Here is a 24,978-nt window from a genome sequence, read left to right on the forward strand (position 1 = left end):
GTATTTTTACAATGTAGCGTACGGTTCAATTCGTTTGACCGGTTCAGGATTTTTGATTTTCGGCAAAATCTTTTCCAATTGAAATTTCCGCTCTGGTATATGCGTATCTGCATTATTCGGATCAAATTTTTCAAGGAAGCTGATCACTTCACGCACAACTAAAGTTGGAGTTGAAGCTCCAGCTGTTACAGCGACCGTTTCTACGCCTTTCAGCCAGTCGATGTTAATTTCCGATACGTCAGAAATGCGATAGGAAGGCGTGTTGGCAATTTCAACTGACACTTGAGTTAAACGGTTTGAGTTGTTGCTTTTCGGGTCGCCGACAACGATTAGCAAATCGGCTTCTCCTGCCTGCTCAGCAACTGCTTCCTGCCGTACTTGTGTAGCAAGGCATATTTCTTTATGCTCTTCAATATGAGGGTATTTTTCTTTGAGAGCTTCCATTATATGCGCAACATCCCATTGACTCATCGTTGTCTGGTTCGTAACGAGCAACTTGTCGCTTTCCACATTCAAAGAGGCTACATCTTCTATCGTTTCGATAAGATGGACAGCGTGCGGCGCAACTCCGATTGCCCCTTCCGGTTCCGGGTGGTACTTTTTCCCGATATAAATAATTTCATACCCCTCGGAAGTTTTTTGTTCAATCAAATCGTGGGTGCTTGTAACATCCGGACATGTAGCATCTATCGAAACAAGACCTTTTTTGCGGGCCAATTCACGAACTTCCGGCGATACGCCGTGCGCAGTGAAAATAACTGTGCCCTTCTCTACTTGTTCTAAAATTTCTAAACGGTTTTTTCCGTCTAATGTAATAATGCCGTCCTGTTCAAATGCATCTGTTACATGTTTGTTATGGACAATCATGCCTAATATATAGATAGGTCTCGGCAATGTTTTGTCGAGCGCCGCATTTCTTGCGATAACCATTGCATCGACAACCCCATAACAGTAGCCGCGTGGGGAAATCTTTAAAACTTTCATCCGTTCCTCACTCCTCTAAAGTGATCTATACCTATTATAGCGGAGTTAGGCGTACGTTTCAAAATTATAAAGTGGGCGGCTGGAATATCCTTGGAGTAGAAGCGTTTGTTGGTGCACTTCGTGCTGCTGCGGAGGCAGCTCTTTGCGCAGTGGCTGCAGTTCCACCGGCGCCACCAGCTGCTGCAGTGGCGCTATTTGCCGACGGCAGAGATTGGAAACCTTTATATAATCTCCACATCGCCGGCAAATTTTGGAACATAGGTGCAATTTGCTGGACTAATGGAGCATATTGCTGTGCAGTATTTAAAAAGCGGTTGGCCGTTTGCATGTACATTTCCATCCTTGACGGTCCTTGCTGCATGCCTGCGGGACCGGGTCCTTGCCTGAACGGAGCCCTTTGCGACCCTTGAAAAGGCGCTCTTGGCGGCTGATTGAAAAACTGCTGTGTTGGAGCGCCAAAGCCCATTGGCCTCATTCCAAACGGTGACGGCTGTTGACGGGCGAATGGATAGAAGGATTGATATCTCATGATGAAACCCCTTTCCTTTGGTCAATATATACTTTCACATATATACTATGCGAAAATCACGTACGATGGAACGGAATCATGCTACAATAGGAATACGTTAGGAGGCATAATGAATGTCCAAATTTACTGATTATCAATTCAAACCATTTATCCGCGAAGCGATTGCCCGATTAGGATTCGAACAACCGACTCCTATCCAAAAAGAGATGATTCCTCTGATTTTAAAGGGGAGCAACGCGATTGGACAAGCTCATACAGGTACGGGGAAGTCACATAGTTTCCTCATCCCGTTATTAGAGCGCATAGACCAAGAGTCAGATGAGCTGCAAGCAGTTATTACAGCCCCTACTAGGGAGCTTGCAACGCAGCTGCATGAAGAACTTAAGAAATTGATTGCTGAGACAACAATTAAAACTGCTTTACTAATAGGTGGAACGGATAAACAGCGTTCCATTGGAAAATTAAAATCGACGCCTCAAATTGTTGTTGGGACACCGGGCCGTATTCGTGACTTATCAACAGAAGGGGCATTGCCGATCCATACTGCTTCCATCTTAGTCATTGACGAGGCTGATTTGGCATTTGACATGGGATTCATTGAAGATATTGATCAGTTCGCTTCAAAAATGCCAGCAGAGCTTGAGATGTATGTATTTTCAGCGACAATTCCTGAAAAGCTAAAGCCTTTTCTCTCAAAGTATATGGATAGTCCTGTCCATATCCAAATTGGCAAGAGAAAGCCATTAACGGAAGGCATGCATTATTCACTTGTTCCTGTTCGAAGCATGGATCGGAAAAAGAAATTATTGTCCGTATTGAAATCTATTAATCCGTATCTATCAATCATTTTTACGAATACAAAACAGAATGCAGATGAAGTTGCGGATTATTTGGCAGATCACGGCATTAAAGCTGGCAGGATCCACGGAGCTTTAACACCTCGGGAACGGAATCGAATGATGAAGCAAATTCGCGATCTTGAGTTCCAATATATTGTTGCGACAGATCTTGCGGCGAGGGGAATCGACATACCAGGAGTAAGTCACGTTGTCAATTATGAGCTGCCGGATGACTTGGAGTTTTTCATCCATCGTGTTGGCCGAACGGCAAGGGCAGGGCTTGAAGGAATTGCAATAACTTTATATGCGCCTTCGGAAGACGACAAAATCGTCCAAATCGAAAAAATGGGAATCCCATTTGTCCATGAAGATGTGCGCAATGGCGAATGGTTTGAAGTGAAAGACCGCCATGCGAGAAAGAATCGTGTAAAAGAAGTCGATGAGTTAGACCGGAAAGCGGCATCTTTCGTAAGGAAACCAGCAAAAGTAAAACCAGGATATAAAAAGAAAATGTCTAAAGAAATTGAGGATTTTAAAAGGCGGGAAAGGAGATTGAAACGAAGAAATGGGAAAAAATGATCAACTATTATTAGGTTCGCATGTTTCAATGAGTGGCAAGAAAATGTTGTTAGGTTCAAGTGAAGAAGCGTTGGGCTACGGCGCTACTACTTTCATGATTTATACAGGTGCTCCCCAAAATACGAGGAGAAAGCCGATTGAAGAGCTGAACATTGAAGCGGGCCAGGCACATATGAAGGAAAATGGCATGTCAAACATTGTTGTGCATGCTCCATATATTATTAATATAGGGAACACGACCAAACCTGAAACGTTCAGATTAGGTGTCGATTTCCTGCAGCAAGAAATCGAACGGACTGCAGCATTAGGTGTGGATCAAATTGTTTTGCATCCAGGTGCGCATGTTGGGGCAGGGGCCGATCAAGGTATTGCAAAAATTATTGAAGGGCTCAATGAAGTGCTATCCAGCAAATCAGATGTCCGAATTGCTCTTGAAACGATGGCTGGCAAAGGAAGTGAATGCGGTCGGAGTTTTGATGAGTTAGCAAAAATTATAGATGGTGTGACGAATAACGAAAGGCTGTCTATTTGCTTTGATACTTGTCACGTCCATGATGCTGGATATGATATTGTGAACGATTTTGACGGCGTTTTAGATGAATTCGATCGAATCATTGGCAAAGACCGGATTTCAGTCATCCACGTGAACGATAGTAAAAATGAGCGTGGGGCAATGAAAGACAGGCATGAAAATATTGGCTTCGGCCATATTGGCTTTGATCCACTCTGTTATATCGTGCATCATCCTGAATTTACAGCGATCCCTAAAATTTTGGAGACGCCATTCAATGGGAGTGACCCTAAAAAGAAAAAAGCACCGTATGAGGTTGAAATTGAAATGTTGAGATCAAAAACTTTTGAACCTGATCGCCTCATGGCAAGCGTTTAACAAATGAAACCGTTGCAGGAAGAAGTTGTAAGTAAACTTCCTGCAACGGTTTTAATGTTATTTTAGCGAGTCTAAATAATATTGGAATAACTCCTCGCCCTTTCTTTCTCCAACCGCTCTCTTCACTTTCTCTACAAATTCAGGGGGAACACCGGTAAATAACCAATGGAGTGAAATGTCATCCAAAAGGGGCCGCAAAGCTCTAATTTCTTCAATGCTTAAGCGAACTCCATAAGAAGCAGCAAGTGCCTGTGCATCGCGATCGCTCGACATTTTCAAATCATTTATGAAGCGTATAAAATCCAATCTTTATCCATCCTTCTCAATGGGTTGTATTTCTGTCAACATTCCGCTATACTTTTACAGTAGTCTTAATCGTAATCATTCCTGTTTAAAAATGAGTGAATCGATTTCCGGGAACGATAAAACCGGAATTTTTTACAAGGAAGGAATCCTATTAATGAAAAAAACGATAATTGAATGTCAGAATGTAAGTTTTACATACGAGCATTCGACTGTACTTGAACATACTTCACTTGAAGTGAAAGAAGGGGAGTTCTGGGCGTTAATTGGGCCAAATGGATCCGGTAAATCTACATTACTTAAAATTATCTTGGGCTTATTAAAACCTGATACAGGAACGGTAAAGCTTTTTGGGCAAAACATTGAGTCGTTTAAACAACGGGAGAGAATCGGATTCGTTTCGCAAAAGTCCAATGCGTTCAATTCGGGTTTCCCGGCAACTGTATTAGAAGTAGTGAAGAGTGGCTTAACGCGAAAAGTAGGTTTGTTTAAACCATTCTCCAAACAAGATGAAGAAACAGCAATGAATGCATTGCGAATCGTAAAAATGGAACAATTTGCGAGGAAAAATATTGGCGAACTTTCCGGCGGGCAGCAACAGCGGGTTTTCATTGCAAGGGCGCTTGTTGGGAAGCCCGATCTATTAATAATGGATGAGCCGACTGTTGGGATAGATCAGCAGAATGTCACATCTTTTTATACTATGCTAAAGGGTTTGAATCGTGAACATGGAATCGCGATTTTACTCGTTACGCATGAAATCGATCTCGTTACGGATTTAGCATCCCATGTCGCTTGCCTAAATCGCACGATCCATTTCCACGGTGTGCAATCGGAATATAAGAAAATGGATGACGCTGACATTTCTTCTTGGTATGGACATCCTGTAAGGCGAATCCATCATAGCAGCACGGAGGTGGAGGAATGATCAGTGCGATTTTGTCTTATGAATTTCTGCAAAACGCTTTTTTATCGGGCTTGATTATCGGAGTGATTGCTCCTCTATTAGGTCTATTTATAGTCGTGAGGCGCTTAGCTTTAATAGCTGATGCATTGAGCCATGTTGCATTGGCGGGAATTGCGGGAAGTTTGTATTTAAGTCAGCAAGTATTGTTTTTCTCAGCATTGAATCCAGTATATTTAGGGATGGCGACTGCGGTCGGCGGTTCTTTGCTCATTGAAAAATTGAGAGGAGCATATCGTCATTTTGAAGAGCTTGCCATTCCGATTATCCTTTCAGCTGGGATTGGATTTGGTGCGATCTTCATTTCTTTGGCGAAAGGTTTCGGCTCTGATTTAGTAGGTTATTTATTTGGTTCTGTGTCAGCTGTAAGCAGGCAAGATTTATGGATTATACTTTTTACAGCGATCGTTGTTATTGCTTGCATTTATTTTTTCTATAAGGAATTATTTGCATTATCATTCGATACAGAGTATGCAAAGGTATCTGGGATTAACGGTAAAATTATACAAACACTCTTTATGATTATTGTAGCACTTGTAATAGGCGCTTCGATGCGGATTGTAGGAATTTTATTAGTCTCATCGCTTATGACCATCCCTGTTGCAGCTGCAATTCAAATGGCGAAAAGCTTTAAAGGGGCAATGTTTTATTCAATTGTCATAGGAGAGCTATCTGTTATTATTGGGCTATTTTCTGCATTTCATTTGGATATCGCACCAGGAGGAACGATTGTTCTTACATCGATTGTTATTTTACTAGTCGTCCTTGGATGGAAAAAAACGATTGGGAAGAAATCGGTTCAAAATAGGGAGGAGGATTTGGCATGACCTTAGACGAAGCGTGGCGCATTCTTCAAAGCAATCAATTCAAAAAAACAAAAAACAGAGATAGGATTTTAACTTACTTTTCCGAGCATGATCGTTATATTACAGCGAATGAAGTGCGGACATTCATGCTTGAAGACAATCCGAATATTAGTTTTGATACAATCTACCGAAACTTAACGACTTTTTCTGATCTTGGTATTTTGGAAGAGACTGAGTTGAACGGTGAAAAACATTTTCGGATGCAATGTGATATTAGTGCCCATCACCATCATTTCATTTGCACAGCATGTGGCAAGACGAGAAATATTCCGCATTGTCCTATGGAATCGATCTCTGTCAATCTTTCAGGGTACGAGGTGGAGGGTCATAAGTTCGAAATCTATGGGAAATGTCCTATGTGCACGGCAAATTAATAATATTCCACTCATGGAAAGTCATGCAGATCAAAATGGTACCAATCTGTCATTCTGATTGATGAACTACACCCTGAAAAAGGGTAACAATTTTGAGTTGAAACAGGAGATTTCAATCTCTTGTCATTACAAATAAATCAAAAAACCGGATGAGAAAAGCGAGTCATTTTTCTCATCCGGTATTATTTTGAGTAGTAGGTGTAATGTTATTTTACAGGCTGTCCAGTAGGAAATAATTTTTTAATGTGGTGATCAGCTTCAAGCCAGCTATGTACTCGGATTACACCTTCGGGAATCGGTTTCCGGTTGTAAGGCGTATCGAACAGGATGACTGGGATAGTAAGCTCTTCGTGAATATCAACTGCATTATCATGTTTGTCTTCGAAAAAAGCATCTACTTTGAACTGTTTTGCAGCTTCAATTTTATAATGGCTACCAATCAATTCGATATGATCGAATGGGATATTTTGTTGTGCGAACCACTCATGTGTGCATTCAAGTACGTTTGCACCTCTCGCTGATATGAAGAAAAGCTCATAATGCTTTTGCCATTCTGTCAAGATCTGTTTAACATTTTCCTGAGCAGGTGATTCGGCATAAATGGTCGCTTCGGTTTGCCGATACCAATCATAAAAGGCTTCCGAGTCCACGTCAAATGCCTTTGTTAGGTCATACTCTTTTATATCGTCCAAGCATAGATTGCATCCGAAACGGTCATTGATGAAAGGGAGCAGGGAAGTAGGGCAAGTGACCGTACCGTCGATATCAATCCCAAAACGGATTTCCCTCATTCAACTGACCCGCTTTGCAACAGCAATTCTTCTTGCCGCTTTTTCTCGAAGTATTCTTCAGCCAATTTGTCAATTTCTATTTTCAACTCATCGACCATTGTTTCTTCAGGCACTTTCCGAACTGTTTTCCCTTTCATGAAAAGCAAACCTTCCCCACGGGCACCGGCGATGCCGATATCCGCTTCCCGTGCTTCTCCAGGACCATTTACAGCGCAGCCTAAAACAGCTACTTTAATAGGCGCTTTAATATTTGAAATATATTCTTCAACTTCATTTGCAATCGATATTAAATCAATTTCAATGCGACCGCATGTTGGGCAAGAAATAAGTGTTGCCGCATTCGATGAAAGGCCGAATACTTTTAACAATTCACGTGCTACTTTTACTTCTTGGACAGGATCAGCGCTTAAAGAAACGCGCATCGTGTTGCCAATTCCTGCAGATAGAAGCGTTCCAAGGCCCGCTGCGCTTTTTATAGAGCCTGCGAAGATTGTACCAGACTCTGTAATGCCTAAATGCAATGGATAGTCAAAAGCAGCTGCTGCCTTTTTATAAGCTTCGACCGCTAAATTTACATCGGAAGCTTTTAAAGAGACGATTATGTCATGAAAATCAAGATCTTCCAAGATTTTAATGTGATGGAGTGCACTTTCAACCATGCCGTCTGCAGTTGGGTAACCATATTTTTTAAGAATATGTTTTTCAAGGGATCCAGCATTCACGCCAATCCGAATCGGGATTCCTTTTTCTTTTGCTGCTTTAACGACTGCTTCCACTTTTTCTTGCCGACCGATATTGCCCGGATTGATCCGAATTTTATCAGCGCCTTGTTCAATTGCAATTAAAGCTAATTTATAGTCAAAATGAATATCAACTACAAGTGGAATGTTAATTTGCTTTTTAATTTCTCCGATTGAATATGCAGCGCGTTCATCTGGACATGCAACACGGACGATTTGGCAACCGGCTTCCTCTAGTCGTTTAATCTCAGCGACTGTCGCCTCTACATCATGTGTTTTCGTAGTTGTCATACTTTGAATGAATAACTCATCACTGCCACCGATAGTCAAGTTGCCGACGCGAACCGGGCGTGTTTTGGATCTGTGTATCATTTCGCTCATGGTCATTCTCTCCTTAAAAACTCATAACTATCTTCTATTTTATCAATCATCTACAAGAAAAGACAAGGAAGAGTACTTCTTTCTTCTAATCACAAAGCTTTTCAGTTGGATCTGCTAGCGGTAATTTGACGGACAAACCTCCGACGATCGGTTGGTTTTGCAAATGAGGATTAAGGGAATAAAAAAGTGATAATCGATCGACAAATGTCGTATGTGGATCCGGATAAAGCGCAAAAAGTGACTCAATTGTATCTCCTGTAACAGTTGTGACGTTTATGACTTCAGTATGGTTCCGATCACAGGGCACTTCCTCTCCGTAAAATGCCGCAAGCGGGATTGTCCCATTTGAAAAGTCGATGCGTAATATATGAAAGATGATGAAAATGGCAAGTGCAGCTAGTAATGTTCGCATGATTATCCCCCCTTCAAATAATATATGTCCGAAGAGGGGAAGTATTCATCGTGCGGATTTTGGATAGTACTTTATAGCTGAAACAATATAAAGAAGGTGAACGATAGACGTTATGATGATTCCTGCAGTTTTGAAAGAAGGCAGGAAATCAATTGCTAACGTAACAATGAGTGGAACAGTAATAGCGATCGCGGCAGTCCTCCAAACGTGTCGGAATTCTGCACGTCTTTTCATAAGTTTTGCGGTCAAGGTTCCTAAATAAGCGAAGAGGCTAATGCGCACAAAGAGATAGAAAGTGGAAATGACCAATTGAAATATGAAAGCCATTGGATAGATAAGTCCTCCAATTGTCTTGCTGTACTCCATCAATTCTGGAGAGGCTTCAAATAAATTTGAATCACCGAATGTGAAGCGTAAGAATGAGAGAGAAGTCATGACAAAGATAAAGATGAATATGTAGCGCATCACTTTTCCAATGGGCAATAAACGGAATGCCGCAAGTTTTTTCGGTTCATGGAAAGCAGCTAAGAATAATTGATGGAATTTCACTTGGCATCCTCCTTTAGATACCAATAGTTTATCATTTTCTTCAAGCGGATTGTAGAAGCCGAATTCCGACAGAATTATGACTTTTATCGAACGTATTGTTAAGGGAATGTAAAGATTTTGCTAGTTCTATTTACAATCTGTTCATATTGCAAACATAATAGGGTGCTAAACATACATAAAGGATGATGGAGGTCGACTGGTTAATGGAAGTCAACTGGATGGAAATGCTCTTTCAATTTGTCGGAGGGTTAGGAATCTTTCTCTTCTCCATTAAATACATGGGAGATGCCCTTCAGAAAGCGGCTGGAGATAGGCTGCGCGCTATATTAGATAGGTTTACGACAAATCCATTCATGGGCGTTCTTGTCGGGATCATCGTCACTGTTTTAATACAATCGAGCTCAGGAACAACGGTCATTACTGTCGGCCTTGTCAGTGCAGGTTTCATGACATTGCGGCAAGCGATCGGTGTCATTATGGGTGCCAATATTGGTACAACCATTACTGCGTTCATAATTGGTCTTGACGTTGGTGCTTACGCATTGCCGATCATGGCTGTAGGTGCATTCATGATCTTCTTTATTAAAAAGAATAAAATTCAAAACATTGGTGAAGTCATGTTTGGGTTCGGCGGTTTATTTTTAGGATTAGAATTGATGAGTTCAGGTATGAAGCCGTTGAGCTCTCTCGATGCATTTTCGGATTTCACCGTCATAATGAGTGATCATCCAGTATTAGGCGTCGTTGCAGGTACGGTGTTTACACTTGTTGTTCAAAGTTCGAGTGCGACAGTTGGGATCTTGCAAGGCTTATATGCTGAAAACTTGATTTCATTGCAAGCTGCACTTCCTGTATTATTCGGTGATAATATTGGTACGACAATAACAGCGGTATTAGCGGCTTTAGGTGCATCTGTAGCTGCAAGGAGAGCAGCTGCAACGCATGTCCTTTTCAATGTTATCGGTGCAATCATTTTCATGCTGCTGCTTTATCCGTTTACAATGTATGTTGAATGGATTTCCAATCTCTTAAATCTTGAACAGAAGATGCAGATTGCATTCGCTCATGGAACGTTCAACGTCGTCAACACCATTATACAATTCCCGTTAATCGGTGTATGGGCATTTTTAGTGACGAAGCTCATTCCAGGAAAAGATGTCACAATTGAATATAAACCGAAACATCTTGACCCAAATTTCATTAATCAATCGCCAGCGGTTGCAATTGGACAAGCGAAAGAGGAAATCATCCGGATGGGTGACTTTGCAGTGCAAGGCATGCAAGAAACCTATGAGTATTTAAAGACAAGCAATAAAAGGCACGCTGAAACGGCTTATCAAATCGAAGACGCCATTAATAATTTGGACCGCAAAATTACCGATTACTTAGTTGAAATTTCAGCGGTTAACATTTCTCCTATAGAGTCTGCAAGGCATGTAATGCTTATGGATACTGTCCGGGATATCGAACGAATTGGTGACCATTTTGAAAACATTATCGAACTGATCGATTTTCGGGAAGTGAACCGCGTTAAATTGACGGAAGATGCGATGGAAGATTTGTCTGAGATGTTTACTTTGACGATTGAAACGTTGCAAAAAGCGATTCAATCATTGAATATGAATGATACTGCATTAGCACGAACGGTAGCTGAACAAGAAGATTTGATCGATAAAATGGAACGCAAATTCCGTAAAAATCATATTGTCCGACTAAATGGCGGTCAATGTTCTGCGCAAGCAGGAATGGTATTCGTTGATATCGTCTCGAACTTGGAACGGATTGGCGACCATTCCGTAAATATTGCAGAAGCGATTTTAGGGAAGCGAGTTTAAATCTTGGAGTAATCCTTCTTTACACAAGCCGCCGCTTCAATGAGCGGTGGCTGATATTAAATTATAAGGAAAGAGAGATGGGATGCATGGAATGGATAGGTTGGATTGTTGCGATCATAATGTTCATCATAGCATTCATCGGGTTGGTATATCCCATCATCCCCTCTGTTTTGTTCATTGTTGCAGGCTTTCTTCTTTACGGATGGATCGTCTCATTTGATGAATTAAGTTGGCTTTTCTGGGTCATACAAATTTTATTTGTCATTTTGCTCTTTGTGGCAGATTCGTTGGCGAATCTTGTAGGTGTTAAAAAGTTTGGGGGCTCGAAAGCCGGTATGTGGGGGAGCACGATCGGTTTATTGTTAGGACCGTTTATTATCCCTGTTGCTGGTATATTATTGGGTCCTTTTATCGGGGCAGTTTTAGGTGAGGTAGTCGTAACCCGCAGTAGCTTCAAACAATCTTTAAAATCAGGAATCGGCTCTTTAGTCGGCTTTTTCACTTCCGTTTTTGCAAAGGGAGCCATTATGTTAATCATGATTTTTATTTTTATACTATTTGTTCTTCTTTAGTTCGTTTCAATTGAATGCATGACATTCTTTTGATAATCTTTATAGTGTAGGATAAATTATGAATCAATTGAGGAGGAATGACAAATGGCTTACAAATTACCAGAACTACCATACGCATACGATGCGCTCGAGCCTCACATCGACAAAGAAACGATGAACATTCACCACACGAAACATCACAATACTTACGTGACGAACGTGAACAATGCATTGGAAGGGCATGCTGATTTAGCAGCTAAATCAGTTGAAGAACTGATTGCAGATCTTGATGCTGTTCCAGAAAACATTCGCACAGCAGTGCGTAACAATGGTGGCGGCCATGCAAACCATTCATTCTTCTGGCAAATCATTTCGCCAAATGGCGGCGGAGCTCCATCCGGCGCACTTGCTGAAGCGATTGATAAAAAGTTTGGTAGCTTTGATGCATTTAAAGAGGAATTCGCTAAAGCAGCAGCTACACGCTTTGGTTCTGGCTGGGCATGGCTTGTATCCAATAATGGAGAATTGGAAGTTATGTCTACACCAAACCAAGACTCTCCTATTATGGAAGGTAAAACACCGCTTCTCGGACTTGACGTTTGGGAGCACGCTTACTATTTGAATTACCAAAACCGTCGTCCTGATTACATTGCAGCATTCTGGAATGTAGTAAATTGGGATGAAGTTGCAAAACGTTACGGCAAGTAATCTCCTATTAATGCAACTAAGCATACATCTTGTACGTCAAGATGTATGCTTTTTATTTCTGTGATGATATAATGCAGATTGGACTACATAAGAAGGAGAAATAAAGATGAAGAAGCCGATGCGCAAAGTGGATCAAGCGAAAATACGACAACGTCAACATATAGCATTTAGGATGAACTTGCTTTTTTTCGCGATTTTCATTCTGTTTTCTTTGCTCATTTTCAGGCTTGGATACTTACAAATCGTTAAAGGAGAAGACTATAAACGGTTATTGGAGCAGAAAGAGGAAATTGCGGTCAATACAAGTGTGCCAAGAGGCAGAATCTATGACCGTTTTGGCAAGGTTTTAGTAGATAACGAACCGAAAAATGCAATTACTTATACGAAAACATCATCTACAACAGCTCAAGAAATGTTGGAAATTGCTGAGACATTGTCCACATTGATTGAACAGGATACAAAAAGAGTGACAATCGGTGACAAGAGGGATTTTTGGATTTTATTAAATCCTGAAAAAGCGAAAGAGAAAGTTTCTGCGAAGGAAGAGTTAGCAATAAAGGAAAGTGATAGCACACTTTCGAATAAAGATGTCCAACGGAAAGTGAACCAACTGACGCGTGAACGGATTACTGATGAAGAGTTGAACTCATTTACAGATCATGAATTAGAAGTGCTAGCGATTTATCGTGAAATGATGTCGGGCTATGCCTATTCACCGCAAATTATTAAAAGCGGGGATGTGACGGAAGAGGAGTTTGCGAGGGTGTCAGAGCGTTTAGGAGATCTTGAAGGCGTCAATACGACAACCGACTGGGAACGAGTGAAATATTCCGACAGCACTATTTTAGGTACGACGACGTCGCCAATTGAAGGAATACCAAGGTCGCACTTGGACTATTATTTATCAAGAGATTATTCGAGGAACGATCGGGTAGGAAGAAGTTATTTTGAGCAGTATTATGAAGAATTGCTAAAAGGCCAAAAAACCATTGTGAAAAATGTGAAAGATCGTACAGGTCGTGTCGTGGAAACGAAAACCGTTCGGGAAGGGGAACCTGGCAAAGATCTTGTCTTGTCAGTCGACAGTGAACTGACAGAATCACTTGAAGAAATTGTTGCAAACAAATTATTGGAATTGAAGAGAAGCCCAAGTGCAAGTTTGCTTGACCGCGCATTCGTCGTTATGATGGATCCAAATAATGGGGAAGTACTTTCGCTCGTCGGCAAAAGACTGGAGAAAGATAAAGATACAGGCAAATGGGAAGTGAGAGATTATGCCTTCGGTACATTCACTTCCGCTTATGAGGTCGGATCCACGGTAAAATTGGCAACAGTATTAATCGGTTATAATGAAGGTGTATTAAATATTGGCGATGTGAAAATCGATGAACCGATTTATATTGCCGGATCAAATCCTAAACGGTCGCTGTTCAACCGAAATGGCCGTGTTGCGGTGAATGATGTGACCGCTTTGGCGAAGTCGTCAAACGTTTATATGTTCAGAATTGCGATGGCTATGGGTAATGCAGTTTACCGTCCGCATGCTCCGTTGCCAATCGATATCGGGGCATTTGATCGTTTACGACAAGCGTACGCTTCGTTCGGATTAGGAGTTAAAACTGGAATTGATTTACCTGGTGAATATGCAGGCGTTACTGGTACGGATACGATATCGGGTAAGCTGCTTGACTTTGCAATTGGACAATTTGATACATATACGCCATTACAGCTTGCGCAATATGTATCGACTGTCGCAAATGGAGGATATCGCATTGCACCGAAAGTTTTAAAGGAAATTCGGGAGCCATCCGAGGACGGTGTTACATTAGGTCCTCTTATTCAAGAATCTGAAACAACAATATTAAATCGTATCCAAAACAACGAAAAAGAAATAGAGCAAGTGAAAAAAGGAATGATTGCTGTTTATCAGCCCGGTGGAACAGCGTCAACATTTTTACAAGGTAAATCGTATACAGCGGCAGGGAAGACAGGTACAGCCCAATCTTCCTATTATGGTGACGACCGCAGTAAATACGGAACAAGAACAATCAATTTGACGCATGTAGGCTATGCTCCCGCGGATAATCCCGAGGTTGCATATGCTGTTGTAGTTCCGTACATTACGACGAACCCGAATGTATCTCCTCCACCAGCTGCAACGGATTTGGCGAAAAGTGCGCTGGATACGTATTTTGAGTTGAAAAAGAAGCGTGAAAAAGAAGGAATCATTCATTCCACTGAACCGCCAATTATTAAAGAAAAAGACCAAGATGATTCAAACAGCAAATAAATTAGCAAAAAAGGCTATTGGGCAGTAGATTGTTATTGCCCGATAGCCTTTTCCTATTTTTGGAAGAACCAATTTATTGAGCCCCTGTTATAAGGGATGCGATTTTTTTCATATCCATCGTAGAGTCGATCTCATATTCGCCAATTTGTATCCGTCCCGAAAGATGTTGTTCTCTTAAATATTGCTCGAATTCTCGGGCGTTCTCTATTAGCCCTGCACGTTCCAATTTTGATGCGACATCAGAAGAATTTGAGCCTCTTTCAATCGTTAAAATCGTTTTCATAATCGGATCGGAAGAAACAACATCATTATTTTGCGTTTCAGTTTTGGAATTCTTTGTATCGACACTGTCGGCTGCTGAAGAAATTTGAGCAGTCGCCAATTCCTTTTTCACCTTTGCCAATTCAGCTTCCGCGGCTTGCAATTGTTCTTTATATGAATCGGAAGACTCTGTAGGATTTGAAGAAGGTGAGGTATCTGCAACATACAAAATGCCTCCTGATATAATACATCCGATTCCGACCGCTCGAAATAGATCACGTATCATACGAATACACCCCTCGATTTCAACACATCAACTACATCCGTCTCCGGTAATGATGAGCGCTTAGCGATTTCGCTAATAGAATACCCTTGGGCATGCAGCGATAAAATTTGATTGACGATGATTTCATGGATCGGCTTTGCCTTCGTTTTTTTTGTATGGCCAACTGTAGGAACACCAATGAGCAATTCTTCCTCAACCGTTTTCAATCGTTTTTTCAACTGATGCATTTCCTGGTGTAGACTGATGGATATGTTTTCAATATCCTCTTCATTTTTTGGGGACCTGTCAAAGAAAAATGACAAAATGACTAAGATTATTCCAATGATCAGTAAAATGAGTGCTAAATCCAATTTGCGACGCCTCCGGAAATAGATTACTTTGTTCCCATATTATCATAATGGTTCAATGAAAGGAATTTGAAACTTTCTTCTTTACATACACGCGTGATATGGTACAATTGAAAAGTCGTATAAATCATGCTCATAGTAAATTGAAGACCGAAATGAGTGGGAGGGACAACAATGCGCGTAAATATTACACTTGCTTGCACGGAATGTGGAGAGCGTAATTATATTACAAAGAAAAACAAGCGTAACAATCCGGAACGTCTTGAAATGAAAAAATATTGCTCACGTGAAAAGAAACAAACTTTACACCGTGAAACGAAATAATTGCTCATGCCAAAACTCTTCACGGGTTTTGGTTTTTTATTTCAGGATGGGGGAATAGAAATGAAGAGTAAAGTAGAGGTTAGGAAGCAAATGCTATCCACCATGAAAAATTTTTCTTCTGAGCAATACGAAAAAAAATCGAAACAAGTTATTCAACGGCTGCTGTCATCGGAGTTTTATAAGCAGTCGCATACTATAGGTGTTACGATTTCGCGATTTCCTGAAGTGGATACACGGCAATTCATCGAGCAGGCGTGGAAGGACGGTAAACGCATTGCCGCTCCAAAATGCATTCCTGCCACACGGGAAATGGATTTTCGCTTCATCACATCATGGGCCGATGTGACATCGGACTATATGGATTTATTGGAACCAACCGTTTCACGTACTAAACAGGCCATCAAAGATGATATTGATTTGCAAATTGTTCCAGGAGTCCTTTTTTCGGATGAAGGCTTTCGGGTTGGATTTGGCGGAGGCTATTACGATCGCTATTTAGCCCACTTCACTGGCGATACAGTCGCAATCGCTTTCAAAGAGCAAACTGGCCATGAACTCCCCGTTGAGCAGCATGATCTACCGATAGGGGCGATTTTGACAGATGAAGACATAATCATCTGCAGGAGTGATGTGAAATGAAAGACTTCTTCAGTGTTCTCCAGCTATTAAAAAGGTTTGGAACCTTTATCTATACAGGTGATCGACGAACAGACATTGAGTTAATGATTGCAGAGTTGAAAGACCTATATGACAATGGATTGATCATGAAAGAGGATTATTTGACAGGTATGGTTATTTTAAAGAAAGAGTTAAGTGAAGTTCAATGAGGATTCACCTATCGACTATTACTTTAGTACTTAATTGTTCTTCAAATGAAACCTTTTGCACATAAACCCGTCTATACTATATAGTGCATGTACAAATGATAGGGTGAATTTACAATTACCTTCATCAAGAAAGGAAGATTAGCATTGAAAAAAGTAATTTGGCCCAAACATTCAGTACTAGTCATAGCCATCATTGCAACTTGGCTTACAACTTATATAGGCTATAAAGCTTCTTTTAATATGAAAATAGATAATGTAATGCAAGAATTCATCTTGTTCATTAATCCTTTAAGTTTTCTATTATTCATTTATGGAATCGCATTATTCATTAAAACGACAAAACGACGGAATATCTATATTTTCTCGGTAAGTTTAATCACATCCATCATTATGTTTAGCAACGCGGTCTTTTATCGATTTTTCAGTGATTTTATAACTTTGCCATTGTTATTCCAAACGAACAATTTCGGAGATTTGTCTTCATCTGTATTTGCGAGCCTGCATGCGATGGATATTTTCTTCTTTACTGACGTAGTTATTATCGGATTGGCAATCAAATTTATTCCCCAAAGGGAACAAAGCATTCATCATGGAAAAATTGGCCGGAAATTGTATTTTGTCGTGACTGCTATGATTTTGATGGTCAACTTAGGCTTAGCAGAATCACAGCGTCCACAATTGCTTACCCGGAGCTTTGACCGTGAATTGTTAGTGAAAAACTTAGGTACGTACAACTACCATATTTATGATTTGTTCATTCAATCGAAAACACATGCACAACGAGCATTGGCGGACGGTAGTGAGCTGACAGAAGTGAAAAACTATATTTCAGCAAACTATGCTGAGCCGGATCCAGAAATGTTCGGTATAGCGAAAGATCGTAACTTGATTATTATTTCTTTAGAATCTTTGCAAAGCTTTGTCATTAATAATGAAATGAAGGGCCATGAAATCACTCCGTTTTTAAATGAGCTGACTCGTGATCCTGATACTTTCTATTTCAGCAACTTCTATCACCAAACTGGCTTAGGTAAAACCTCAGATGCTGAATTTATTGTTGAAAATTCAATTTACGGACGAAATGGCGGTGCTGTATTCTTTACAAATAGCGGAAATACATTCCACTCTTTGTCTGAACGCCTTGGTGATAACGGCTATTTTACAAGTGTAATGCACGCCAATAACCGCAGCTTCTGGAATCGAGACATTATGTACCAGGCATTTGGTATTGATAAGTTTTACGATGTGGAAAGCTACGAAATCGGCGAAGGTGAAGCGGTTAACTGGGGTATGAAAGATATCCCGTTCTTTGAACAATCCGTTCAATTGATGAAAGACTTCCCTCAGCCATTCGCAACAAGAATGATCACTTTGACGAACCATCATCCATTCGATCTTGATGAGGAAGATATGATCATTCCTCCATACGATTCGAATTCGAACACGCTAAATAAGTATTTCCAAACGACTCGTTACATGGATGAATCGATTAAAGTCTTTTTTGATGAATTGAAGAAGAATGGACTTTATGACAATTCAATCATCGTTATGTATGGTGACCATTACGGAATTTCCGAAAACCATAACAAAGCGATGGGCATGTATATGGATAAACAAATTACACCATTTGACAATGCTGAATTGCAAAAAGTTCCATTCTTTATCCATATACCTGGATATGGCAAGGGAGAAGTATCTGATGAATTAGCCGGACAAATGGATATTCGTCCGACAGTTCTACATCTGCTTGGGATTGATACGAAAGATGACATGCAATTCGGTGCAGACTTATTCTCGCCAGACCACGAACCGTTCGTCATTTTCCGAGATGGACGATTCATCACTACAGATAACATCTATGCTCATGAAGTGTGCTATGATATCAATACGGGAGAACCGACTGACGGAGAGGCTTGTGAACCGTTCATTGAACGTACAGCAACCGAACTTGGCTATTCAGATTTGATCATAAACGGCGATCTGCTCCGTTTTCAAGATGAAGACGATAAAGATGATCAATAGATAGCATTTATCATAGTTGACCAAAGTCTGCACGGGTTTTTCCGTGCAGGCTATTTTTATGGATTGGAAGGAGGGAAGCTGTGAATAAAAGTTTGATTTTGGCATTGATAATATCCTTATTTCTTGTTGGGTGCACAAAGAAGGAGCCTGCTATTGAGAAGCCTCCTATCATACCTATAGATGATAATGAACCGGTAGAGCATAAGGAAGAGACTCCACAAAATGATCCAATATTACATGTAAATCCATCAACTTTCCATTTTGTTGCTACATTTCTTGCGAATGACCGTATTCTATATGTAGAAAAAGAGGGGAATTTTTATCAATTAAAATCTTTTCACATTACTACTGGTGAAAGCGAAGTCATATATGAGGATGAAGCCTTCATCACGGATGTTTTTGTTCATCCGGATAGTGAGCATTTACTTATACATACGAGTGAAAATAATGATTCAGCCTTAGTGAAAATCATCAAGTTAGATGGTACATTGGAGCATGAAATTGAAATTTCGTCTACTGAACTTTCCATTGAGTGGAATGCGATTGATCCGAAGAAAGTTTTATTCACAGCTTTCCACGAAGACTGGTCCTTTGATCTGTTCGTCTTCGATGGGCATAGTGAATCATTGGATTTATTATTATTAGACGATCCTTTCCCAAAATGGTTTGGTGATGGTCAGATCGCCAGCGCTGACTTTGAGCATCCACTTGACGGTGGTGAAATAACGATAACAGATAGCAAAACGCTAAAAAGCAGAAAGATCGGTATAAAGAATGCAATCTTCTTTGATACTTTTAAAGATTCTATGCTCGTAGTTGAAGCGCCGCAAGATGGTATATCCTCTTATTCGTTGATAGACTCTAAAGGAGAAAAGAAGGTTTTAATGAACATGCCGGCAATTAGCAATTATTCGGAGTGGCTTGTGCCGGAAGTCGAATGGATTCATGAAAAGGAATTCTTTTTATTGGCTCCTCAAGAGGGTGGTCAGCTCGATCAATTGACATCTCCGTTCCAGCTGATGCATGTAAGTGACGGGAACGCGATCCCAATTGCTAAGGATTTGGAATGGAATCCAATGAATTGTTCAAGCGATGGAAAACTGTGCATGGTAGGCTATACAAAAGAGGAAATGGTTCATATGGAGACTGGCGAGCGGAGAAATTGGATTCAAATTGAAGAATAAATAAAAACATCCCGTGGCAAAGCCAGGGGATGTTTTTATACAATAGAAATTGTGGATCATTTTTCAAGTACTGGCGGGTATCCTGCGTAGATGATTGTCGCAATTGTGAAACCGCCAAAAATGACGACAGATGCCACGTTGAACACGATGCTCAAAATATTGCGCTCTTTAAATCCTTGTACTGTACCAAAAACTGAAAGAATTGCAACAAGGCCAAAAATCACCATTAAAATGTTCATGGGATGACACTCCTTTCAACAGAGAAAAAATGAATGCCGATATAGCAATATTCCTCTTCTATTGTACTGTTTAAACAAAAATTTGTCGAGGTTAATTAATGACGATTGTTTGAAAAGCATCGACAACTTCATTATGATCGAAAGTGGGAGGTGGGATTCGTGAAAATTGACATCTATCCATTGGGATTGATTCAAACGAATTGCTATGTGCTTAGCAATGAAAATGGAGATGCACTTATTATCGATCCGGGAGATGAAGGTGCGCGTCTAAGAAAGGAAATAGACAAGAAACGGTTGAAGCCTGTTGCGATTTTATTGACACATGCACATTTCGATCATATCGGCGCTGTCGATTATATAAGGGACCATTATTCGATTCCTGTTTATATGCATAAAGAAGAAGCGGATTGGCTTTCAAATCCGAATTTGAATGGATCGGGCAAATATGCGGATCTACCGAATGTATCGAACAGAGCAGCCGATCATTTCATTGAAGAAGGAACCGTATCAATCGGACCATTCACTTTTGATGTGAAACATACTCCTGGTCATTCACCGGGCAGCCTATCATTCGTTTTTGACAATGATCGTTTGGCAATTGTCGGGGACACATTATTTAAGGAAAGCATCGGCAGGACAGATTTAATCGGAGGAGATACGCAAACATTGCTTAACTCGATTCATAGCAAGCTGCTGTCATTGGATGACGATTATGCAATCTATCCAGGCCATGGACCGTTTACCTTCATTGAAGATGAGAAGGATCATAATCCGTTTCTTAATGGTTTCTAAAAAACAAAAAACAGCCCGAATAGGCTGTTTTTTGTATGTACGTTTTTAATGGCCAGCGCCCGGCACATGGATGAATGTAGCATAGTAGCTGAATCCTACCATGAAAATCATCAGGTAAGCTCCGAACATGTACATATACATACGCTCCGTAAGATTTAAATATCCGAGCAACAGGAAGAATATAGTGCTTGCTACAAAAATGACAGTGGCTGGAAGCATGTCGCCGACAAAGAACATCACCGCGAAAATACCTGTCCAGAAACCGCAAAGCTTGAACATATTATCCATAAGTGCGTCCCTCCTTAAACAAAACAATAGAACAATCTCCTACCCATTATAATGGATTGCTGCCGCAAAAGTAAACTCCTATCCGATGCTTATTGTGACAATTGGATGATATAAGCAGATTTTAATGAACGGCTGAATAGAATGCCTTAAATGGAAATGTTATCAATAAAATTGTTATTCGAAGGCTAAACAAATAGACGGGCATTGGTAGGCACGAATATGATACAATCTGCTGTAGTATTCATTACAGGAAGTTGATGATTGAATGGATAATTGTACATATGCTGTCGTAGATTTGGAAACGACCGGCCATTCACCGGCAAAAGGGGATCGCATCATCCAAATTGCGATAGTATTCATTGAAAATGAAACGATTATAAAAAAATATGCGCGCTTTGTAAATCCTGAACGGGAAATTCCGGTCTTCATACAGCAACTGACAGCGATTACTGATGAAGAAGTGAAAAATGCGCCGCGTTTTGAAGAGATTGCGACGTCCATTTCAGAAATGCTTCAAGGCGCAGTTTTTGTTGCACATAACACAGATTTCGATTTGTCCTTTTTGCAAAGTGAATTTAAAAGATGTGGCGTGCCGCAGTTCATAGGAAAAAAAGTCGATACAGTTGAATTATCGAAGATCCTTTTTCCAACATCTCACAGTTATCGATTACAAGACCTTTCTGATGAGTTAGGCATCGCACTGCCCGCTGCTCATCGTGCAGATGACGATGCAGAAGCGACGGCTCATTTATTGCTTGCTGCCCTTAAAAAACTTCGCACATTGCCTGAAGAGACTTTAAATTTGCTTCATAGGCGATCATTCTCCTTGCGTTCTGACCTATCCGGGCTCATATATGATGCATTGAAGGAAGTGAGGAAAAAAAGTATTGGAGTCAATCGACTGCCATTGTTTCGAGGCATCCCCTATCGTCAACCGAACTGGGAGGAAACAGCAGAAGGAAGGGCAGTCCCTTATCCAATAGAAACCGAAGAAAAAATTGCCTTGCTTAAAAAAGCATTTTTAGCTTATGAGCATAGGGAAGCTCAGTTATCTTTTATGGACACTGTTTTCCAAAGCCTGACCAAAAGCAAAGAAGTCGTCGCTGAAGTTCCTACAGGAGTCGGCAAAACGATCGGTTATTTATTGCCCGCAGCTCTTCATGCATTGCAGACAGGCAAACCTGTCATCATTAGTACGTTTACAAATCATCTTGTCGATAAAATCATGAACGACGAGTTAGAGAAAGTGCGTAAAATGATTGGTTATCGCGTTAATGGAACGGTCTTAAAAGGGAGAGAGCAATATATATCTTTAGGTAAATTTGAAGAGCTATTACAAATAACAGATGAATCTTTTGATGAGACGTTTACAATCATGCAAATTTTAGTTTGGCTAACGGAAACAAAAACTGGTGATGTAAATGAATTGAATGTATCCGGTGGCGGGCAGCTATTTATCGATCGGATTCGAAAAGGGTCCAATTATTTAAAGGATGATGAGCGGATTGTAGATTATCATCTAAAAATGCAGGAAATAAGCATTCATTCACACATTATCATTACGAACCATTCGATGTTGTTATCGGATTTAAATCGTGAAAAAAGGGTTTTCCGCTCTTTTTCGGGTATCATTTTGGACGAAGCCCATCAGTTCATCCATACTGCAGCGCGTGCCAATGAAACGGTGTTTTCGTATACGACTTGGAAATATGTAATGGGCCAAATAAGCTCAGATACTGAAGGACAATTGCTGTACAAGATCCTTCAGTTGCATGAAAGGTTTTGTGGCAATAGCCGGTATATCGCTCATCGTTTATCCTCGTCGTTCGACCGTTTTTCCAAACAATTTGACCGCATTGCGACAGTGTTGACAACTCATAAGCATAGTAGTGCAAATGGGAAATCAGGAAATAGAATTGTTTTCAGCTTGAGTGAAGTTGAGGAAGAGAGACGAACATTTTCACTCTTGTCCGAAGCATTGTCAGAGCATATTACCAATGCCCACTCGATATCAGACGATTTGGCAATTCATTTGAATCAAATGTCAGAGAAAGAAAAGGCATTTGTTGCTGAATGGAATTACTGGATACGCGAATTAACAATTAAAGCGGGTGAGTGGGTAGAAATCTTTTTGGATAACGACAATGAAAACTTTACGGTCTATATCGAGCAGGATAAAAGAAGCTTGCCGGGAAGTTTGACAGTTGTCAAAAGCCCTGTGGATACTTCTATTTTATTGAAGGACTTCATGGAGCATATTAGAGAGGAATCCGTTGGAGTCATCTGGACTTCAGGTACAATGAAAATCGAACAAGATGAACGGTTTGTCGTAAGGCAATTAGGCATTGATGATGAAGTGCCATTGCTTACATTCGATGCGCCAAAACATTTTTATAGCCAATCCACTATTTTTATTGTGGAAGATATGCCGTCCATCCAACAAGTAAGCCAGAACGACTATATAGAAGCAGTTGCGGATGCGGTCGTTCAAACGGTCATTGCGACTGGAGGCCGTTTATTCGTTTTATTCACATCGCAAGATATGCTGAGAAAAACATATGAACTCATTATGGAAAGTGAACTTTTGGATGATTATGCGCTCATTGCCCAAGGGGTGAGCTCTGGTAGCCGTTTGAAATTATTGAAGTCGTTCCGGCAATTTGAGAAATCAGTCCTTTTTGGAACAAATAGTTTCTGGGAAGGAGTAGATGTGCCAGGAGAGACGTTATCAGCAGTCATTATCGTTCGTCTGCCTTTTTCATCTCCAGAAGATGTTGTATTCAAAGCCCAAGCAGATCGATTAACAAAGTTAGGGAAGAACTCATTTACGGATTTAGCGCTGCCAGAAGCGATTTTGCGTCTGCGCCAAGGTTTTGGCAGGTTGATTCGATCTTCTGAAGATCGGGGCTTTTTCATCATTTTGGATCGGCGCATTGAAACTAAATCTTATGGTAAACGTTTTATAGATGCACTCCCGAATGTGCCCGTGAAGAAACTATCTTTGCAACATATGGTGAATGAGCTCGAAGCTTGTTATAATGGAGAGGAACTTAGGGGGAAGTTGGATGGGAAAGAACAGTAATTTTGTCGTTTCCCATGTAGGAAGTGAATCATTATGCTGAATTGGATTAAATTTATAGCGTTTTTCCTTCTCTCACTTTTCATAGTCATTACTGCCATCGTGTTTTATAATGCCAACAAACCTTTCTATGATGCTCAAAAGACTGCTATTGAAGCTGTAAAGAAAACAGGGCAGCTCATTTCGATTGATAAGTCGGAAGTATACAATGGCACAATATCGATGGTTACTGTCTACGGAAAGGACGAAGAGGGGACAGAAAAAGCATTATTCGTTGATGTTCAAACGAATGAAGTGCTTGGTGAAGTTGTTTTGTCGAAAGGTATCCAACCCGATGCTGCGATCGAAACAGTAAAAAAAGAGTTGAAGGTGCATAAGCTCCTTCATGTTTCACTCGGATTAGAGGAAGACCATCCAGTTTGGGAAGTGGCTTTTCAGAGTGAAAACGGTAAACTAAACTATGTGTATGTGTTTTTTGAAAATGGTGAGTGGTGGAAGCGAATATTAAACCTTTAACTTTGATTATAACTGTACTGAAAATGTCGATTTTTGCCCATCGTGTCATCAATGTTAGGTGAAAAGTATGCCATTATGCGGAAGGCCATCTCATTTGCGGCTGACCTTTCGCTTTCAGTACGATCGTAATCAAGGTACATGAAGCAGCTGTTTTAAATTTTGAAAGATAGTTCCTTCAAAAGATAGATGCAATGTTGAGAAGGGATAATGGATTCCATACATATTCATG

Annotated in this window: 28 protein-coding genes; 17 read left to right on the top strand and 11 right to left on the bottom strand. The window is 40.5% G+C overall.

What is annotated here, in order from left to right; translation table 11 throughout:
• Nucleotides 1–6: 6 nt before the first annotated feature.
• Both WFH04_RS03270 and vrrA read right to left on the bottom strand, forming a co-directional pair.
• Nucleotides 7–984 (bottom strand): 4-hydroxy-3-methylbut-2-enyl diphosphate reductase, encoded by a 978-nt coding sequence (locus WFH04_RS03270; protein ID WP_336822629.1) that lies wholly within the window; start codon nucleotides 982–984, stop codon nucleotides 7–9.
• A gap of 64 nt (nucleotides 985–1,048) precedes the next feature.
• Nucleotides 1,049–1,513, bottom strand: coding sequence for a VrrA/YqfQ family protein (vrrA, locus tag WFH04_RS03275; RefSeq protein ID WP_336822630.1), 465 nt, complete (start codon nucleotides 1,511–1,513; stop codon nucleotides 1,049–1,051).
• 113 nt (nucleotides 1,514–1,626) lie between these two features.
• Here vrrA and WFH04_RS03280 point away from each other — a divergent pair, with 113 nt between their 5' ends.
• Both WFH04_RS03280 and WFH04_RS03285 read left to right on the top strand, forming a co-directional pair.
• A complete protein-coding gene (locus WFH04_RS03280) occupies nucleotides 1,627–2,931 on the top strand; it encodes a DEAD/DEAH box helicase (RefSeq protein WP_336822631.1) in 1,305 nt (434 codons plus the stop codon).
• Nucleotides 2,918–3,820, top strand: coding sequence for a deoxyribonuclease IV (locus WFH04_RS03285; protein WP_336822632.1), 903 nt, complete (start codon nucleotides 2,918–2,920; stop codon nucleotides 3,818–3,820). Before WFH04_RS03280 ends, WFH04_RS03285 begins: the two co-directional genes overlap by 14 nt.
• A 57-nt stretch (nucleotides 3,821–3,877) precedes the next feature.
• Here WFH04_RS03285 and WFH04_RS03290 read toward each other — a convergent pair whose 3' ends face one another.
• On the bottom strand, nucleotides 3,878–4,126 hold the full coding sequence (locus WFH04_RS03290; RefSeq protein ID WP_336822633.1) for a hypothetical protein: 249 nt from the start codon (nucleotides 4,124–4,126) through the stop codon (nucleotides 3,878–3,880).
• A 154-nt stretch (nucleotides 4,127–4,280) separates the two neighbouring features.
• Here WFH04_RS03290 and WFH04_RS03295 point away from each other — a divergent pair, with 154 nt between their 5' ends.
• The 3 genes from WFH04_RS03295 to WFH04_RS03305 are packed head-to-tail and all read left to right on the top strand — an operon-like array spanning nucleotide 4,281 to nucleotide 6,327.
• Entirely contained in the window at nucleotides 4,281–5,051 is a 771-nt protein-coding gene (locus tag WFH04_RS03295) for a metal ABC transporter ATP-binding protein (protein WP_336822634.1), read from the top strand.
• The gene (locus WFH04_RS03300) at nucleotides 5,048–5,914 is read left to right on the top strand and encodes a metal ABC transporter permease (protein ID WP_336822635.1); all 867 of its coding nucleotides are present in this window, start codon (nucleotides 5,048–5,050) and stop codon (nucleotides 5,912–5,914) included. Before WFH04_RS03295 ends, WFH04_RS03300 begins: the two co-directional genes overlap by 4 nt.
• Entirely contained in the window at nucleotides 5,911–6,327 is a 417-nt protein-coding gene (locus tag WFH04_RS03305) for a Fur family transcriptional regulator (RefSeq protein WP_336822636.1), read from the top strand. Before WFH04_RS03300 ends, WFH04_RS03305 begins: the two co-directional genes overlap by 4 nt.
• A 206-nt stretch (nucleotides 6,328–6,533) precedes the next feature.
• On the opposite strand, the gene WFH04_RS03310 is transcribed toward WFH04_RS03305, so the two are convergent.
• The 4 genes from WFH04_RS03310 to WFH04_RS03325 all read right to left on the bottom strand — a co-directional run bounded on the left by WFH04_RS03310 (nucleotide 6,534) and on the right by WFH04_RS03325 (nucleotide 9,200).
• Nucleotides 6,534–7,118: a 5' nucleotidase, NT5C type gene (locus WFH04_RS03310; protein ID WP_336822637.1), complete on the bottom strand. Its 585-nt coding sequence runs from the start codon at nucleotides 7,116–7,118 to the stop codon at nucleotides 6,534–6,536.
• Complete coding sequence (ispG, locus tag WFH04_RS03315) at nucleotides 7,115–8,239, bottom strand: flavodoxin-dependent (E)-4-hydroxy-3-methylbut-2-enyl-diphosphate synthase (protein ID WP_336822638.1); 1,125 nt, start codon at nucleotides 8,237–8,239, stop codon at nucleotides 7,115–7,117. Before ispG ends, WFH04_RS03310 begins: the two co-directional genes overlap by 4 nt.
• Before the next feature lie 85 nt (nucleotides 8,240–8,324).
• Nucleotides 8,325–8,651: a hypothetical protein gene (locus WFH04_RS03320; RefSeq protein WP_336822639.1), complete on the bottom strand. Its 327-nt coding sequence runs from the start codon at nucleotides 8,649–8,651 to the stop codon at nucleotides 8,325–8,327.
• Nucleotides 8,652–8,696: 45 nt separating this feature from the next.
• Nucleotides 8,697–9,200 carry a DUF1189 family protein gene (locus tag WFH04_RS03325; RefSeq protein WP_336822640.1) on the bottom strand — a complete coding sequence of 168 codons (504 nt, stop codon included), beginning with the start codon at nucleotides 9,198–9,200 and terminating at the stop codon, nucleotides 8,697–8,699.
• Nucleotides 9,201–9,403: 203 nt separating this feature from the next.
• On the opposite strand from WFH04_RS03325, the gene WFH04_RS03330 reads away from it, so the two are divergent.
• From WFH04_RS03330 to WFH04_RS03345, 4 genes are all read left to right on the top strand, one after another.
• Nucleotides 9,404–11,035 (top strand): Na/Pi cotransporter family protein, encoded by a 1,632-nt coding sequence (locus tag WFH04_RS03330; RefSeq protein WP_336822641.1) that lies wholly within the window; start codon nucleotides 9,404–9,406, stop codon nucleotides 11,033–11,035.
• Between the two features lie 86 nt (nucleotides 11,036–11,121).
• Nucleotides 11,122–11,607, top strand: a complete 486-nt coding sequence (locus WFH04_RS03335) for a DUF456 domain-containing protein (protein ID WP_336822642.1) — start codon at nucleotides 11,122–11,124, stop codon at nucleotides 11,605–11,607.
• Between the two features lie 84 nt (nucleotides 11,608–11,691).
• Nucleotides 11,692–12,294, top strand: a complete 603-nt coding sequence (gene sodA, locus WFH04_RS03340; protein ID WP_336822643.1) for a superoxide dismutase SodA — start codon at nucleotides 11,692–11,694, stop codon at nucleotides 12,292–12,294.
• 106 nt (nucleotides 12,295–12,400) lie between these two features.
• A complete protein-coding gene (locus WFH04_RS03345; protein WP_336822644.1) occupies nucleotides 12,401–14,584 on the top strand; it encodes a peptidoglycan D,D-transpeptidase FtsI family protein in 2,184 nt (727 codons plus the stop codon).
• 73 nt (nucleotides 14,585–14,657) lie between these two features.
• On the opposite strand, the gene WFH04_RS03350 is transcribed toward WFH04_RS03345, so the two are convergent.
• Together WFH04_RS03350 and WFH04_RS03355 are read right to left on the bottom strand one after the other, a co-directional pair.
• A complete protein-coding gene (locus WFH04_RS03350) occupies nucleotides 14,658–15,131 on the bottom strand; it encodes an endolytic transglycosylase MltG (RefSeq protein ID WP_336822645.1) in 474 nt (157 codons plus the stop codon).
• Nucleotides 15,128–15,481, bottom strand: a complete 354-nt coding sequence (locus WFH04_RS03355; RefSeq protein ID WP_336822646.1) for a DUF433 domain-containing protein — start codon at nucleotides 15,479–15,481, stop codon at nucleotides 15,128–15,130. Before WFH04_RS03355 ends, WFH04_RS03350 begins: the two co-directional genes overlap by 4 nt.
• Nucleotides 15,482–15,652: 171 nt before the next feature.
• On the opposite strand from WFH04_RS03355, the gene rpmG reads away from it, so the two are divergent.
• The 5 genes from rpmG (at nucleotide 15,653) to WFH04_RS03380 (ending at nucleotide 19,835) form a co-directional block, all read left to right on the top strand.
• Complete coding sequence (rpmG, locus tag WFH04_RS03360; RefSeq protein ID WP_060210366.1) at nucleotides 15,653–15,802, top strand: 50S ribosomal protein L33; 150 nt, start codon at nucleotides 15,653–15,655, stop codon at nucleotides 15,800–15,802.
• Nucleotides 15,803–15,862: 60 nt separating this feature from the next.
• Complete coding sequence (locus WFH04_RS03365) at nucleotides 15,863–16,441, top strand: 5-formyltetrahydrofolate cyclo-ligase (protein WP_336822647.1); 579 nt, start codon at nucleotides 15,863–15,865, stop codon at nucleotides 16,439–16,441.
• Nucleotides 16,438–16,629 carry a YqgQ family protein gene (locus WFH04_RS03370; RefSeq protein WP_336822648.1) on the top strand — a complete coding sequence of 64 codons (192 nt, stop codon included), beginning with the start codon at nucleotides 16,438–16,440 and terminating at the stop codon, nucleotides 16,627–16,629. Before WFH04_RS03365 ends, WFH04_RS03370 begins: the two co-directional genes overlap by 4 nt.
• A 144-nt stretch (nucleotides 16,630–16,773) precedes the next feature.
• Nucleotides 16,774–18,651, top strand: coding sequence for an LTA synthase family protein (locus WFH04_RS03375; protein ID WP_336822649.1), 1,878 nt, complete (start codon nucleotides 16,774–16,776; stop codon nucleotides 18,649–18,651).
• Nucleotides 18,652–18,731: 80 nt separating this feature from the next.
• Entirely contained in the window at nucleotides 18,732–19,835 is a 1,104-nt protein-coding gene (locus WFH04_RS03380; protein WP_336822650.1) for a YqgU-like beta propeller domain-containing protein, read from the top strand.
• A gap of 56 nt (nucleotides 19,836–19,891) precedes the next feature.
• On the opposite strand, the gene WFH04_RS03385 is transcribed toward WFH04_RS03380, so the two are convergent.
• The gene (locus WFH04_RS03385; RefSeq protein WP_336822651.1) at nucleotides 19,892–20,074 is read right to left on the bottom strand and encodes a DUF2759 domain-containing protein; all 183 of its coding nucleotides are present in this window, start codon (nucleotides 20,072–20,074) and stop codon (nucleotides 19,892–19,894) included.
• A gap of 159 nt (nucleotides 20,075–20,233) precedes the next feature.
• On the opposite strand from WFH04_RS03385, the gene WFH04_RS03390 reads away from it, so the two are divergent.
• Nucleotides 20,234–20,866: an MBL fold metallo-hydrolase gene (locus WFH04_RS03390; protein ID WP_336822652.1), complete on the top strand. Its 633-nt coding sequence runs from the start codon at nucleotides 20,234–20,236 to the stop codon at nucleotides 20,864–20,866.
• Between the two features lie 45 nt (nucleotides 20,867–20,911).
• Here the strand turns inward: WFH04_RS03390 and WFH04_RS03395 are convergent, their stop codons facing one another.
• Nucleotides 20,912–21,154 (bottom strand): DUF2626 family protein, encoded by a 243-nt coding sequence (locus tag WFH04_RS03395; RefSeq protein WP_336822653.1) that lies wholly within the window; start codon nucleotides 21,152–21,154, stop codon nucleotides 20,912–20,914.
• A 265-nt stretch (nucleotides 21,155–21,419) separates the two neighbouring features.
• On the opposite strand from WFH04_RS03395, the gene dinG reads away from it, so the two are divergent.
• Nucleotides 21,420–24,236, top strand: a complete 2,817-nt coding sequence (gene dinG, locus WFH04_RS03400; protein ID WP_336822654.1) for an ATP-dependent DNA helicase DinG — start codon at nucleotides 21,420–21,422, stop codon at nucleotides 24,234–24,236.
• A gap of 33 nt (nucleotides 24,237–24,269) precedes the next feature.
• Entirely contained in the window at nucleotides 24,270–24,749 is a 480-nt protein-coding gene (locus WFH04_RS03405; protein WP_336822655.1) for a cell wall elongation regulator TseB-like domain-containing protein, read from the top strand.
• Nucleotides 24,750–24,978 lie beyond the last annotated feature (229 nt).

Source organism: Sporosarcina sp. USHLN248 (assembly GCF_037144575.1).
Lineage (GTDB): Bacteria > Bacillota > Bacilli > Bacillales_A > Planococcaceae > Sporosarcina > Sporosarcina contaminans.